The following is a 13600-nucleotide window of genomic DNA, read 5'->3' as shown; positions in this document are numbered from 1 at the left end:
CGCCTGCAAGTGGCTGCGCGAGCTGCGGCTGACCACGTTCGACGCGTACGACGCGTACTGGGTGCGCCGCTCCTGGGCGCAGCGGGCGCCGGTCAAGACGCAGTCGCGGATCGACACCCCGCGCCCCTTCTCGCAGCGCCCGGCCGGCCCCGTCGCGGTGGCGGGGGTGGCGTGGGCGCAGCACCGGGGGATCGCCCGGGTGGAGGTGCGGGCCGACGGCGGGCCCTGGCGGGAGGCCCGGCTCGGGGCGGCCGACGGGGTGGACACCTGGCGGCACTGGATGTGGCCGTGGGAGGCGCCGCCGGGGCGCCACACCCTGGAGGTCCGGGCCACCGACGGCCGGGGCGAGGTCCAGCCGGAGCGGCGTACGGGGACCCTGCCCGACGGGGCGACGGGCTGGCACTCCGTCACGGTGGACGTGCGCGCGTGACGCGGCGGGACCGGGCATGGTGAGGGGGGTGTCCCCGCCCCGCGTCCCGTACCGTCCCGCACCCCAGGAGCCGACGCCGTGGAGCTGACCAGCACGTCGTTCCTCGTCACACTGATCGCGGCCACCGTGCTGGCCATGCTCCTCGCGCTCCTGTGCTGGAACCGGGTGCCGGGCCCGCGCGCGGCGCGCTGGGCCGTCCGGGTGATGATGCTCGGGCTGTGCCAGCTGACGGCGGTCTGCGTGGTGGCCGCCTGGACCAACGCGGGCTTCGGGCTGTACGCGTCCTGGGACGACCTGCTGGGCACCGGCGGGCGCGGCACCTCCGCGATGACCGGGCCGCCGGTCGGCCGGGCGAAGTTCACGCCGGGCGCGAACGGCACCCGCAGCACGTACTTCCGGGGCAGCCACTCGAAGCTCGCCGGCCAGGTGATCGTGTGGACCCCGCCGGAGTACGACGCCCCGGGCGCGGACCGGACCCGGTTCCCGGTGCTGGTGCTGCTGCACGGGTACCCGGGCTCGCCGGGCTCCTGGTTCGACCTCGGCTCGATGCCGGACGCGCTGGAGCAGCTGGTGGAGCTCGGCGCGGTGCGGCCGTTCGTCCTGGTGGCGCCGGAGATCTATCCCGGCGGGGTGAACACCGACTGCAGCGACACCCCGTCGCGCAAGGTCGCCACCTGGCTCGCGCGGGACGTGCCCGAGCTGGTCGCGCGGAACTTCCGTACGCTGCCCGAGCCGGAGGGTTGGGGGCTGATGGGCGTGTCGACGGGGGCGTTCTGCGCGGTGAAGCTGCCGCTGCAGTACCCGGGGGTGTTCCGGGCGGGCGCGGCCCTGGACCCGGACCCGCTGACCGGGGACCCGGAGGTGCTGGCCGATCCGGTGCTGCGGGAGCGCAACAGCCCTATGTGGCTGGCCGGGCACGCGAAGGGGGCGGACGTCGGGCTGTTCCTGGCCACCTCCGCCCAGGACGAGGACAGCCCGCCGAGGCAGCTGGCGGACTTCACCCGGGCGGCGCGGGGCACCGGGATCCGGGTGAAGACGCTGGTACGGCCGTCCGGGGGCCACAACTTCCGGACCTGGAGCGGGATGTACCCGGACGCGCTGGGCTGGCTGAGCACGGAGCTGTCCGGGCCGGCCGCCCGTTAGACGGCCTGGGCGAGGCGGACGGGGAGGGTCTCGACGCTGTTGCCGATGAAGCTGCGCTGGTGCGGGAGTTCCGCCTCGGGGACGGCGAGGTCGAGGCCGGGGAAGCGGGTGAAGAGCCGCTCCAGGGCGATGGTGGCCTCCAGCCGGGCGAGCGGGGCGCCGACGCAGTAGTGCGCGCCGTGCCCGAAGGAGAGGTTGCGGCCGGCGCCGGGGCGGGTGACGTCGAACCGGTCCGCGTCGGGGCCGTGGACGGCCCCGTCGCGGCCGGCCGCCGTGTAGCCGGCCAGGACGGGGGTGCCCCTGGGGATCACGGCGCCGCCGAGGGGCAGGTCGCGGGTGGGGTAGCGGAAGGGGAACCAGCTGACCGGCCCGTCCCAGCGCAGGGTCTCGTCGACCACGTCCGACCAGCTCGCCTTGCCGTCGAGGACCAGGGCGAGCTGGTCGCGGTGGGTGCACAGGGCGCGGACGGCGTTGCTGATCAGGTTGAGGGTGGTCTCGTGGCCGGCGACGAGCATCAGCCGCATGGTGCCGATGAGTTCGGCCTCGCTGAGCCGGTCGCCGTCGTCGTCGCGGGCCGCGATCAGGGCGCTGGTGAGGTCCTCGCCGGGTGCGGCGCGGCGGGCGGCGGCGATGGTGGCGATCAGCTCGACGAGTTCCCGTACGGCGGCCATGACCTCGGCGGGCGGGACGTCCGTGGAGATGATCACGGTGTTGGAGAGGTGGTGCAGCCGGCCGCGGTGCTCGGGGTCCACGCCGAGCAGTTCGCAGATGACGCTCATCGGCAGCGGCAGCGCGAAGTGCGTGCGCAGGTCGGCGGTCCCGTCGGCGGAGTCCTCGGCGGCGCGGGCGAGGCCGTCGAGGAGGTCGTCGGCGAGCTCCTGCACGCGCGGGCGCAGCCGTTCCACCTGGCGGGCGGTGAAGGCGTTGCCGACGAGGGAGCGCAGGCGGCGGTGGTCGGCGCCGTCGGCGGTGTGCATGCCCTGGGCGTTGGCGAAGACCCGCAGCGGCCAGTCGGCGGGGACGGTGCCGTCGTGCAGGCCGGGGAAGTGGCGGGCGTCCTTGGCCACGTCGGGGTGGGACAGGAACTCCTTCAGCTCCTCGTGCCCGAGTACGACCGCGCCGGGTACGCCTCCCGGGAGGACCACCTCGGCCACCGCGCCGCGGGCGCGCAGCCGGGCGTTGAGGGTGTGGGGGCAGCCGCCGGCGGGGTCGATGACGTGGGCCTGGGGGTGCGCGGGGGCGCGGTCGGGTGACAAGCGGGCTCTCCTGAGGCTGGCCGGACGGGCGGATCCCGGCCAACAGTGCGGCCTGACGGGGGTGTTGTACAAGGGCGGCCGCCTCATTTCCCGGTCTCCGGACCGCGCCGGGGCGCTACCGCCGGGCCGGCTCCGGACGCCGGAACAGGGCCGTCCAGAGGAAGGCTTCGCCGAAGAGCGGTGACGCGGCGTCCTCGTCGCGCATCCGGCGCAGTTCGGTCTCCTCCAGGCCGGAGAAGATCAGGCGCAGCGACTCGGGGGTGTAGGCGAGGCCGCCTCCGAGGCTGCCCTGCCGGTAGAGCTCGGCGTCGGGGAGTTCGCTGCCCATGGCGCCGGAGGCGAAGCAGGTGAGGGCGAAGTGGCCGCCGGGGGCGAGGACGCGGTCCAGGAGGGCCAGGTAGCTGACGCGCCGGTGGGGCGGCAGGTGGTGGAAGCAGCCGGAGTCGTACACCAGGTCGTAGGGGCCGGCCAGTTCGGCGGTGGTGAGCCGGAACGCGTCGCCGCGGTGGAAGCGGACGCCGGTGGCGCCGGTCTCGCGGGCGCGCTCCTCGGCCCAGGCGACGGCCGTCGGTGACAGGTCGACGGCGTCGACCTCGAAGCCGAGGGAGGCGAGGTGGAGGGCGTTGCGGCCGGGTCCGCAGCCGAGGTCGAGGGCACGGCCGGGGCGGATCAGGCCCCTGTCCGCGTACGAGACGAGGTTCTCGTCCGGCTTCGCCACGAAGAAGGGCACGGGCTTGGAGCGGTCCGCGTAGAAGCCGTCCCACCAGGAGGTGCCCTCATCGGTCCAGCGGTCGGCGTCCTGGGCGAACAGCCCGTCCAGGAGGTCCAGTACGTCTTCCGTCGAGCGTATGGTGCGGTCCATCAACTCCCTCTCGGTCAGGGGGAGATCATATCGCGGCGGGGTACGTGATCCCAGGTCGGAGGCGGTGCGGGAGGGTCGTGGGCGGGCGCGTGGGGGCCTGCGGGGAGGGGAGCCTCCCCGCCCGTCCCGGCCGGGGCGTGCGGCCGCCGCGGCACCCTCCGAGGGTCGCCCCGGGGCCGCTGCGGGGCGGGCCGGGCCCGCTTTCCGAACGGATTCCGCGGATCCCACGCACGGGTGTACGCATGATGCGTACACTGTTCGCATCGGGTTACGCTGAGAACATGTCCTCTTCAGAGCAGCAGACCCTCGCGCCGGTGCCCTCCGTGTGGACCAGGCCGCGGCGACGGAAGGAACAGCCCGCGCTCAGCCAGGAGCAGATCGTCGCGGCCGCGGTGCGGCTCCTGGACGCCGAGGGCATCGAGGCGCTCAGCATGCGCAAGCTCGGCGCGGAGATGGGCACCGCCGCCACCTCGCTCTACCGGCACGTGGCCAACAAGGACGAGCTGATCGAGCTGGTCGTGGACGAGGTCTACGGCGAGCTGGAACTCCCCGCGGCCGAGGGCGCGGGGGAGAAGTGGCGCGAGGCCCTCGCGCAGTGCGGCCACAGCCTGCGGGCGATGGTGCTGCGCCACCCCTGGGTGGCCTCGGTCCTCGGCCAGGTCGGACTGGCGCACCTGGGGCCGAACCTGATCCGCATGTCGGACCGGCTGCTGGGCCTGGCCGTGTCGGCGGGGTTCCCCGCGGGCGAGGCGGACCTCGCGGTGAAGGCCGTGATCTCCTACGTCATCGGCGCCACCACCAGCGAGGCCTCCTACCTCTCGCTCCTCGCCCGCAGCGGGAAGAGCGAGAGGGAGTGGCTGGAGTCGCTGCTGCCCGCCGCCGAGGCCGCCCTGGAGGACCACCCCGTGGTGAAGGACCACGCGTACTCCCGGCACGTCCAGGACCCGGCGCGGCTGCGGGACGAGAACTTCGACTACGGGCTCCAGCGGGTCCTCGACGGCCTCGCGGTCCGGCTCGGCCGGGACTGACGCGGGAGGCCGGGCGGCCCGGGCCGCGGGGAGCGGTGCGGGCCGCCCGGCGACCCGGATCAGCCGCGGCCGGCCCCGGACTGCGGGAAGGTCAGCTCGCGGTCCTCGCCGAGCGGGGCGAAGTGCCGGTCCACCGAGGCCTGGCGGACCTGGAAGAGGGCGGCCGGCGACCAGCGCGGGCGGCGGTCCTTGTCGATCACCTGGGCCCGGATGCCCTCCACCAGGTCGGGCGTCGACAGGGCGGCGGCGGAGACCCGGTACTCCTGCTCCAGCACCCGCTCCAGGGAGTCCAGTTCGCGGGCGCGGCGCAGCGCGGCGAGGGTGACCTTGAGGGAGGTCGGCGACTTGGCGTGCAGGAGCCGGGAGGCCTCCCGCGCTGCCGCCAGGCCCGACTCCAGCAGCCGCTTGTGGATCTCCTCCACGGTGTCGGCGGCGTAGCAGTGGTCGATCCACTCCCGGTCGGCGGCGAGCGGGGCCTCGGGGGTGGTGGTGTCGTGGAACTTGGGCAGCACGTCGGCGACGGGCGCCCTGGTGAGCTCCCAGGTGAACTCCTCCAGCCAGCCGGAGGGCAGGTAGTGGTCGGCGAGCCCGCACAGCAGGGCGTCGCCCGCGCCGACGGCCGTGCCGGTGAGGGCGAGGTGGGTGCCGAGCTCGCCCGGGGCGCGGGAGAGCAGGTAGGTGCCGCCGACGTCGGGGACGAAGCCGATCCCGGTCTCGGGCATGGCGACCCGGGACCGCTCGGTGACGACGCGGACGCCGCCGTGGGCCGAGAGCCCGACGCCGCCGCCCATCACGATCCCGTCCATGAGGGCCACGTACGGCTTGGGGTAGCGGGCGATGCGGGCGTTGAGCCGGTACTCGTCGCGCCAGAAGTCGAGGGAGCCGGTGGTGCCCGCCTTGGCGTCGGCGTGGATGGCCCGGATGTCCCCGCCCGCGCACAGGCCGCGCTCGCCCGCGCCGCGCAGCAGGACCTGGCTCACGGCGGGATCTTCCTCCCAGGCCGTCAGGGCTTCCCCGATCCGCAGCACCATGGCATGGGTGAGGGCGTTGAGGGCCTGGGGGCGGTTGAGGGTGATCAGCCCCGTACAGCCGTCGGTCTCGATCAGAACGGTGTCGTCGGTCACGTCCGTCAGTATGTCTCCTCCCCCGCCCCATGAAGATCGTTTCTGGTCGACTTGTCAAGTCTGACCGGATTCGGGATGAACCAGGTCTGTACCAGAGGTGCCCGTGACCGGGGGCGCTTCGCCCGGGGGCGGATTCAGTCGCGGGGGCGGGACCGGTGCTCGCGCCAGGCGGCGAGGGCTCGGTCACGGGTGCCGTCCGGGTGGCGGGCGTGCCAGTCGCGCAGGAACCGGTTGAACTCGAACTGGGCGCCGACCTCCTGGGGTCCGGCGGCCCGCTGCCGGGTGGCGTGCCAGTGGGCGACGGCCTCGGCGAGGGTGCGGCCCGCGCCCTGGGCGACGTACTCCCGCATGAAGGCGTCGAAGTGGAAGCCGGGCCCGATCTCGCGGAGGAAGAACTCCCGGAGCACCTGGCTGCTGGTGGATTCCTCGGGGATCACACTGGCCCCGTCGACGGGCGCCTTCAGCTGCCGCCCGCCGCGCCGGCCGGCCGGAGCGGGGGCCGGGACGGCGCGGCCGTCCAGCGCGGCGGCGAGCCGCTCCGTGAGGGCGGCCTTGCCACCGCCCGCCGGGACGCCCGCCCGTCGGGCGAGCCCGGTCAGTTCCTCCAGCGTCCAGTACCAGCGCAGCAGCTCGGCCCCGGACAGCTCCGGGGTCGGCTCGGGCCGGCTCTCCCCCACACGATTCGCACTCACGTTCCCATCCTAGGGGTGGCGGGGTGCTGGGTGCGGTGGCGACATGGCCGGTCCGCCGCGGGAACACGCGTGCAACCGCGCCCACCCTTTCCTACGGTCGTCCCCATGACCTCCCCCGCTTCCGCCCCGGCCCTCGACGCCGGCACCGCCCTCGTGCTCATCGACCTCCAGCACGGCATCCTCGCCCTGCCCACCGCGCGGCCCGGCGACGAGATCCTGCGCAACGCCATCGCACTCGCCGAAGCCTTCCGCGCGCACAAGCTGCCGGTCGTCCTGGTGAACGTCGCCTGGTCGCCCGACGGCTGCGACCTGCCCACCACCGACGTCGACCGCCCCGGCCCGGCCACCGCCCCGCCGGCCGCCTTCTCCGAGATCCCGGCCGAGCTGGCCGCCCTGGGGGACGTGACGGTCACCAAACGCCACTGGGGCGCCTTCACCGGCACCGAGCTGGACCTCCAGCTGCGCCGACGCGGAATCCACAAGATCGTCCTGGCGGGCATCTCGACGAGCATCGGCGTCGAGTCCACCGCCCGCGCCGCCTGGGAGCACAGCTACGGCCTGGTCTTCGCCGAGGACGCGACCGCCGACCTGGACGCCGACTCGCACGCCCACACCTTCGGCAAGATCTTCCCCCGGATCGGCCGGGTCAGCTCCACCCGCGAGATCATCGCCGCCCTGGACCCGCTCAGCTGAAGGCGGCCGGGCACGCCACCTCCACCCAGACGCACTTGCCGGCCGCCCCGGGCCGCGCGCCCCAGGCCCGGGCCAGCCGGTCCACGATCACCAGCCCGTGCCCGCCCGGCTGCCGGGGGTCCCTCCCGTCCCCCGACGGGAGGGGCGGTGCCGGGTTGGAATCGGTGACCTCGATCCGCAGCCGCTCGTCCGTACAGTCCAGGACCAGGACCCCGGGCCCGCCGCCGTGCAGGCAGGCGTTGGCGACCACCTCCGAGACCAGCAGCAGGACGTCCTCCACCGCCTCCCGTGCCGCCGGACTCCGCACCGGCAGCCATCGCCACGCGGTCAGCGCCCGCCGGGTGAAGTCACGGCTGCGCAGGACGGGGTCGGACATGCCTTCGAGAACCAGGAGCCAGTTGCGTTCGGCCGTGCCACGCTGCTCCACGGCTCTCGCCCCCTCTCATCGGCCCTGGTTCGCACCCAGCGCCTGCGTGACATCGGCGTGGACCGGGAAGACCCCGTCCGCGCCGGTGATGCGGAACATCCTGGCGACCGGCCCGGTCAGCCCGGCCAGCTCCAGGCTGCCGCCGGCCTCCTGGACGGCGAGCCTGCCGTGGAGGAGGGCGTTGAGGCCCGTCGAGTCGCAGAAGCGCAGTCCCGCCATGTCCACCAGCAGCCGGCCGCCCCGCCGGGCGGCCGCGTCGAGGGCCTCTTTCAGGGGGGCCGCCGTGTCATGGTCCAGCTCACCGCCGAGGGTGAGCAGCACAGCCCCGTCCACCGTCCGCACCGCGACGGTGAACCGCTTGTCGTCCGCTCCGGAGACCATCCGGCATCACCTTCCGTCAGCTGCCCCCTACGCCTTCCCCCGGCCCGACGCTATATGCGGCGCCGCCGCACTCCTCGGGACTCTCGGGGAAGCCGGCGGGTATTTCCCCCGGGCGGCCCGGTCCACGGCCGGCACCCGGCGGTGGCGTCGCGGTGGCCACCGATGGCGCCAGACGGTGCCACGTGGTGCCACATGGCGCCACGTGGCACCTCACGCCCCTCACAAACAGCCGCTCCGACCGCACCCTTCCCCCAGCCGCCACACATTTCCGCAGGTCAGAGGCCGTGACATCAAAAGCAGCGCCACCTGGCGCCATCGATGCTTGCGCATGGCGCCACAGTGGTGCCATGATGGCGTCATGGACCTCACGCCGTATATCGACACCCTCCGCCGCGAACTGGCGGTGGCCGCCGAAGCCGGCGGGGACGACGCCCGCGAGCTGGCCGAGCGACTGACCGCCCCCCTGGAGTCGGCGACCCGGCTGACCATGCTCAACGTGTTGTCCGCCGCGATGGACGAGATCACCCGCGAGCTCGCTCCCGGCTCGGTAGACGTACGGCTGCGCGGGCTGGACCCCGACTTCGTGGTGACGCTGCCGGCCGCCCCCGGCGCCCCGGCGCACCTGCCGGCCGCGCCGGCCGAACCACTCGGCGCACCGGCCCCGGCCGAGGGTGACGAGGGCGGCACCGCCCGCGTCAACCTGCGCCTGCCGGCCCACCTCAAGGCCCGCGCCGAGGAGGCCGCGAACCGCGAGGGGACGTCGGTCAACGCCTGGCTGGTGCGGGCGGTGTCGGCGGCGGTCGAGGGCGGCACCCGACCGCGCCCGACGGACCGGATCCAGACCATCGGCCAGAGCGTCACGGGCTGGGTCCGCTAGCCGGGCCCGCTAGCCGGGCCCGCGCGCACCACACCACACCACACCACACACCGGCACCACTCCACCCCAAGACCCAAGAGGACGGGACAGCCATGCCTTCTTTCGACACCCCCGAACCGATCTCGGTCACGGCGCACGTCGAGGCCGGCTCCATCCGCTTCACCGCGGGCGACCGCCGCGACACGGTCGTCGTGGTGCTCCCCCGCACCCCGGAGAAGGACCGGGACGTCCGGGCCGCCGAGCAGACCGAGGTCTCGTACGCCAACGGCACCCTGGCCGTCAGGACGCCGAAGCAGCGCAACTCGCTGCGCCGCCCCGGGATCGTCGACGTGACCGTCGAGCTGCCGGCGGGCTCGGACGTCGACCTGACCGGCGCCTGGGCCCAGGTGCTCGGCGAGGGCCGGCTCGGCGAGGTCCGGGTGAAGACCTCGACCGGCGATGTCCGGCTCGACGCGACCGGGCCGCTGCGGCTGACCGCGTCGCACGGCTCGATCACCGTGGACCGTGTGGTCGGCCCCGCCGAGATCACCACCAGCTCCGGCAGCATGCGCGTCGGCCTCGTGGACGGTCCCGGCGTGCTCAAGAACTCGCACGGCAGCACGACCGTCGGCGCGGCCACCGGCGAGCTGCGGGTGAGCGGCGCCCACGGCGACATCGACGTCCGGCGCGCCGAGGGCTCGGTCACCGCCACCACCGCCCACGGCGCCCTGCGGATCGGCGAAGTGGTGCGGGGCGCCGTCGACCTGGAGACCGGCTACGGAATCATCGAGGTCGGCGTGCGCGAGGGCACGGCCGCCTGGCTCGACGTCAACTCCGGCTCCGGCCAGGTCCGCAACATGCTCACCGCGACCGGCGCCCCGCAGGACACCGAGGACACGGTCCGGATCCGCGCCCGCACCCGGCACGGCAACATCGACGTCCTGCGCGCCAAGGCCTGACCCGGCCGCGGGCGGCGCCCTCCGGGCCGCCCCGGCCACCCCCTCCCCCCGGCAGCTCACGCCACTCCGGCCACGCCAGCCACTCCGGCCATGCCAGCCAAGCCAGCCAAGCCAGCCACTCCAGCCTTCGAACGGAGGGCCCCGTGCCTTCTTCTGTCATGCCCACATCAATCCCCGCCCCGACCCGGGAACGGCCCGCCGCGGTCCGCGCCGTGGGGCTGCGCAAGTCGTACGGCGACAAGACCGTCCTCGACGGGGTCGATCTGCACATCCCCGCGGGCTGCGTGTTCGCGCTGCTCGGGCCGAACGGCGCCGGCAAGACCACCGCCGTGAAGATCCTCTCCACCCTCGTCACCGCCGATGGCGGGCAGGCGCAGGTCGCGGGTCACGACGTCGCCTCCGCCCCGGACGGGGTGCGCGCCGCGATCGGCGTGACCGGGCAGTTCTCCGCCGTCGACGGGCTGATCACGGGCGAGGAGAACATGCTCCTGATGGCGGACCTGCACCACCTGCCCAAGCCGGAGGGCCGGCGCGTGGCCGCCGGACTGCTGGAGCGCTTCGACCTGACGGCGGCGGCGAAGAAGCCCGCCTCCACCTACTCCGGCGGCATGAAGCGCCGCCTCGACATCGCCATGACCCTGGTCGGCGGCCCGCGCATCATCTTCCTCGACGAGCCCACCACCGGCCTGGACCCGCGCTCGCGCCACGCCATGTGGCAGATCATCCGAGAGCTGGTCGCCGGCGGGGTCACCGTCCTCCTCACCACCCAGTACCTGGAGGAGGCCGACGAACTCGCCGACCGCGTCGCCGTGCTCAACGGCGGCAGGATCGTCGCCGAGGGCACCCCCGAGGAACTGAAGCGGCTGGTCCCCGGCGGGCACGTCCGGCTCCGGTTCTCCGACCCGGCGGCCTACCGCACGGCCGCCGCCCTGGACGGGGCGGCGCGGGACGACGAGGCGCTGTCGCTGCGCATCCCCAGCGACGGCAGCCAGCGCGAGCTGCGCTCCGTACTCGACTGGCTGGACGCCGTCGGCGTCGAGGCGGACGAGCTGACCGTGCACACGCCCGACCTGGACGACGTGTTCTTCGCCCTGACCGGCGACCGCGCCCCCGGGACCCAGCCCGCCCCTGCCGAGGAGGACGTCCGATGAGCTCCCTCTCCCCCGCCCTGCGCGACTCGTCCACGATGCTGCGGCGCAACCTGCTGCACGCCCGCCGCTACCCGTCGCTGACCCTGAACCTGCTGCTCACGCCGGTCGTCCTGCTGCTGCTCTTCGTCTACGTGTTCGGCGACGTGATGAGCGCGGGCATCGGGGGCGGCGGCGCCGACCGCGCCGACTACATCGCGTACCTGGTCCCGGGCCTGCTGCTGATGACCATCGGCAGCACCACGATCGGTACCGCGGTGTCGGTCTCCAACGACATGAGCGAGGGCATCATCGCCCGCTTCCGCACGATGGCGATCCACCGGGGCTCGGTCCTGGTCGGGCACGTCGTCGGCAGCGTGCTCCAGGCGGTCGTCAGCGTGGTCCTCGTCGGCGCAGTCGGCGTGGCCATCGGGTTCCGCTCGACGGACGCCACGGCGCTGGAGTGGCTCGCGGCGTTCGGACTGCTCGCGCTCTTCGCCGTGGCGCTCACCTGGATCGCGGTCGGGATGGGCATGGTCAGCCCGAACGCCGAGGCGGCCAGCAACAACGCCCTGCCGCTGATCTTCCTGCCGCTGATCTCCAGCGCGTTCGTCCCGGTCCACGCGATGCCGGGCTGGTTCCAGCCGGTCGCCGAGTACCAGCCCTTCACGCCGGCCATCGAGACCCTGCGCGGGCTGCTGCTCGGCACGGAGATCGGGAACAACTGGTGGATCGCCCTGCTCTGGTGCCTCGGCCTGACCGTCCTCGGCTACCGGTGGTCGAAGTCGGCGTACGACCGCGACGCCGGGTGACCGTCGGGTCCGCTTCCTGCCCCTCCGCCCCCCGGAGGGGCTTCGGCGTTCACGCTGTGTGACCGCCAGAGCAGCCGGGCGGAAGGTGGGTGGCACGCGTTGCCTCGATGTCATTGTGCGTTCGCTCAGCGGAGGCTCAGATCCGGATAACGATGACATCACTGCGCAAGGGTCTTTGGGCCTGGTCACGGGCGAATGGCCGATTTGCCGGTGATGTACGCCACGGCCCCGAGCCGGACACCGTGGTACATCTTCTCGACCGCCTGCCGGACCACCCACGTCCGGACAGGGGCGCTGAAGTCGGCCGACCGCCGGCATGCAACTCCATCAGCATCCGGGGGATCGGAACCCGATCCGCGGCCGAGCACGGCGGCGGATCGGCATGGAGCGGAAAGGCGCACCAGAGCATGACCTCGACGCAGGTCGAACAGCAGCACGGCGACGACAACGCCACCACGGGCACCACGCCCGAGGAGGGCTACGAGCGCGGCCTCGGCAGCCGCCAGGTCCAGATGATCGCCATCGGCGGCGCCATCGGCGTCGGCCTCTTCCTGGGAGCCGGGGCGAACATCGCCAAGGCCGGACCCAGCCTCATCCTCATGTACGCCCTCGCCGGCGTCATCGTCTTCTTCATCATGCGAGCGCTCGGCGAGCTGCTCCTGTACCGCCCCGTCTCGGGTTCCTTCGCGGAGTACGCCCGCGAGTTCCTGAGCCCGTTCTTCGGGTTCGTGACGGGCTGGACGTACTGGCTCATGTGGGTCGTCACCGGCATGGCCGAGCTGACCGCCGCGGCCATCTACGTGCACTTCTGGTTCCCGGACGTCCCCCAGTGGGTGACCGCCCTGGTCTTCCTGGTGGTCCTGTACGTCGCCAACCTCATCTCGGTGAAGATCTTCGGCGAGATCGAGTTCTGGTTCTCGATGGTCAAGGTCACGGCCCTGATCGGCATGATCGTGATCGGCATCGGCGTGGTCACCTTCGGGTTCAGCCAGGCCGGTGACACCGCCGCCGTGTCCAACCTCTGGGCCTTCGACGGCATCTTCCCCAAGGGCGTCGGCTCCAGCCTGATGACCCTGCAGGGCGTCATGTTCGCCTACCTCGCCGTCGAGCTCGTCGGCGTCACGGCGGGCGAGTCCGAGAACCCGGAGAAGACCCTCCCCAAGGCCATCAACACCCTGCCCTGGCGCATCATCGTCTTCTACGTCGGTGCGCTCAGCGTGATCCTGATGGTCGTCAAGTGGACCGAGTTCCAGCCCGGCGTCAGCCCGTTCGTGGCGGCCTTCGCCAAGATCGGCATCCCGGCCGGTGCGGCGATCGTCAACTTCGTGGTGCTGACCGCGGCCCTGTCGTCCTGCAACTCCGGCATGTACTCCACCGGCCGCATGCTGCGCGACCTGGCCGCGAACTCCGAGGCCCCCAAGCTGCTGGGCAAGCTGAGCTCCACCAAGACCCCGGCCGTGGCCATCACCCTCTCCACCGCCCTCATGGGCATCGGCGTGGTCCTGAACTACGTCGTGCCGGAGAAGGCCTTCGGGTACGTCACCTCGGTGGCGACGGCGGCCGGCATCTGGACCTGGCTGATGATCCTGGTCAGCCACATCCGCTACCGCCGCGCGGTGGACGCGGGCAAGCTGCCCGCCTCCTCCTTCCCGGCGCCGGGCGGCACCATCTGCAGCTGGATCGCCGTGGCCTTCCTGCTGCTGGTCACCGTGATGATCGCCATCGACCCGGACAGCCGCGTCTCCCTGTACGTGGGCGCCGGCTGGGCGGTCTGCCTGGCCATCGGCTGGGCCGTGCTGAAGTCGCGCAA

At 73.3% G+C, this 13600-nt stretch carries 14 protein-coding genes and 1 pseudogene; 9 read left to right on the top strand and 6 right to left on the bottom strand.

The genetic code is table 11. The features are described from left to right. Together SSNG_RS30255 and SSNG_RS30250 are read left to right on the top strand one after the other, a co-directional pair. Positions 1 to 430 (top strand): annotated as a pseudogene (locus SSNG_RS30255) (molybdopterin-binding oxidoreductase); the annotation flags it as partial. Between the two features lie 78 nt (positions 431 to 508). After that, positions 509 to 1573 (top strand): alpha/beta hydrolase-fold protein, encoded by a 1065-nt coding sequence (locus SSNG_RS30250; RefSeq protein WP_007267750.1) that lies wholly within the window; start codon positions 509 to 511, stop codon positions 1571 to 1573. Here SSNG_RS30250 and SSNG_RS30245 read toward each other — a convergent pair. Next, a complete protein-coding gene (locus SSNG_RS30245; protein ID WP_007267749.1) occupies positions 1570 to 2829 on the bottom strand; it encodes a cytochrome P450 in 1260 nt (419 codons plus the stop codon). The two genes, SSNG_RS30250 and SSNG_RS30245, sit on opposite strands and share 4 nt — an antisense overlap. A 115-nt stretch (positions 2830 to 2944) precedes the next feature. Beyond that, a complete protein-coding gene (locus SSNG_RS30240; protein ID WP_007267748.1) occupies positions 2945 to 3691 on the bottom strand; it encodes a class I SAM-dependent methyltransferase in 747 nt (248 codons plus the stop codon). Between the two features lie 281 nt (positions 3692 to 3972). On the opposite strand from SSNG_RS30240, the gene SSNG_RS30235 reads away from it, so the two are divergent. Then, entirely contained in the window at positions 3973 to 4719 is a 747-nt protein-coding gene (locus SSNG_RS30235) for a TetR/AcrR family transcriptional regulator (protein ID WP_007267747.1), read from the top strand. A 59-nt stretch (positions 4720 to 4778) separates the two neighbouring features. On the opposite strand, the gene SSNG_RS30230 is transcribed toward SSNG_RS30235, so the two are convergent. Both SSNG_RS30230 and SSNG_RS30225 read right to left on the bottom strand, forming a co-directional pair. After that, complete coding sequence (locus SSNG_RS30230; protein WP_050779778.1) at positions 4779 to 5843, bottom strand: enoyl-CoA hydratase/isomerase family protein; 1065 nt, start codon at positions 5841 to 5843, stop codon at positions 4779 to 4781. Positions 5844 to 5977: 134 nt separating this feature from the next. Next, on the bottom strand, positions 5978 to 6535 hold the full coding sequence (locus tag SSNG_RS30225; protein ID WP_007267745.1) for a DUF6434 domain-containing protein: 558 nt from the start codon (positions 6533 to 6535) through the stop codon (positions 5978 to 5980). Positions 6536 to 6640: 105 nt separating this feature from the next. Here SSNG_RS30225 and SSNG_RS30220 point away from each other — a divergent pair, with 105 nt between their 5' ends. After that, the gene (locus SSNG_RS30220) at positions 6641 to 7228 is read left to right on the top strand and encodes a hydrolase (RefSeq protein ID WP_042802307.1); all 588 of its coding nucleotides are present in this window, start codon (positions 6641 to 6643) and stop codon (positions 7226 to 7228) included. Here SSNG_RS30220 and SSNG_RS45000 read toward each other — a convergent pair. Continuing rightward, entirely contained in the window at positions 7221 to 7655 is a 435-nt protein-coding gene (locus SSNG_RS45000; protein WP_007267743.1) for an ATP-binding protein, read from the bottom strand. The genes SSNG_RS30220 and SSNG_RS45000 overlap by 8 nt on opposite strands. A 15-nt stretch (positions 7656 to 7670) precedes the next feature. Next, positions 7671 to 8036 carry an STAS domain-containing protein gene (locus tag SSNG_RS30210; RefSeq protein WP_007267742.1) on the bottom strand — a complete coding sequence of 122 codons (366 nt, stop codon included), beginning with the start codon at positions 8034 to 8036 and terminating at the stop codon, positions 7671 to 7673. 358 nt (positions 8037 to 8394) lie between these two features. Here SSNG_RS30210 and SSNG_RS30205 point away from each other — a divergent pair, with 358 nt between their 5' ends. The 5 genes from SSNG_RS30205 to SSNG_RS30185 form a co-directional block, all read left to right on the top strand. Continuing rightward, complete coding sequence (locus tag SSNG_RS30205) at positions 8395 to 8913, top strand: hypothetical protein (RefSeq protein WP_042802304.1); 519 nt, start codon at positions 8395 to 8397, stop codon at positions 8911 to 8913. Positions 8914 to 9005: 92 nt separating this feature from the next. Next, complete coding sequence (locus SSNG_RS30200; RefSeq protein WP_007267740.1) at positions 9006 to 9851, top strand: DUF4097 family beta strand repeat-containing protein; 846 nt, start codon at positions 9006 to 9008, stop codon at positions 9849 to 9851. A 158-nt stretch (positions 9852 to 10009) separates the two neighbouring features. Beyond that, complete coding sequence (locus SSNG_RS30195; RefSeq protein ID WP_007267739.1) at positions 10010 to 11002, top strand: daunorubicin resistance protein DrrA family ABC transporter ATP-binding protein; 993 nt, start codon at positions 10010 to 10012, stop codon at positions 11000 to 11002. Then, entirely contained in the window at positions 10999 to 11790 is a 792-nt protein-coding gene (locus tag SSNG_RS30190; protein WP_007267738.1) for an ABC transporter permease, read from the top strand. Before SSNG_RS30195 ends, SSNG_RS30190 begins: the two co-directional genes overlap by 4 nt. Before the next feature lie 407 nt (positions 11791 to 12197). Further along, positions 12198 to 13600: amino acid permease (locus SSNG_RS30185; protein WP_007267737.1), on the top strand; the 1403-nt coding region annotated here is incomplete at its 3' end.

Source organism: Streptomyces sp. C, assembly GCF_000158895.1.
Classification (GTDB): domain Bacteria; phylum Actinomycetota; class Actinomycetes; order Streptomycetales; family Streptomycetaceae; genus Streptomyces; species Streptomyces racemochromogenes.
This window is presented reverse-complemented; position numbering and strand designations above follow the sequence as displayed.

Bases quoted from the DNA above. Each gene is read 5' to 3' on its own strand.
- SSNG_RS30240 (WP_007267748.1), bottom strand. From the start codon at position 3,691: ATGGACCGCACCATACGCTCGACGGAAGACGTACTGGACCTCCTGGAC.
- SSNG_RS30235 (WP_007267747.1), top strand. From the start codon at position 3,973: ATGTCCTCTTCAGAGCAGCAGACCCTCGCGCCGGTGCCCTCCGTGTGG.
- SSNG_RS30220 (WP_042802307.1), top strand. From the start codon at position 6,641: ATGACCTCCCCCGCTTCCGCCCCGGCCCTCGACGCCGGCACCGCCCTC.
- SSNG_RS30210 (WP_007267742.1), bottom strand. From the start codon at position 8,036: ATGGTCTCCGGAGCGGACGACAAGCGGTTCACCGTCGCGGTGCGGACG.
- SSNG_RS30205 (WP_042802304.1), top strand. From the start codon at position 8,395: ATGGACCTCACGCCGTATATCGACACCCTCCGCCGCGAACTGGCGGTG.
- SSNG_RS30200 (WP_007267740.1), top strand. From the start codon at position 9,006: ATGCCTTCTTTCGACACCCCCGAACCGATCTCGGTCACGGCGCACGTC.
- SSNG_RS30195 (WP_007267739.1), top strand. From the start codon at position 10,010: ATGCCCACATCAATCCCCGCCCCGACCCGGGAACGGCCCGCCGCGGTC.
- SSNG_RS30190 (WP_007267738.1), top strand. From the start codon at position 10,999: ATGAGCTCCCTCTCCCCCGCCCTGCGCGACTCGTCCACGATGCTGCGG.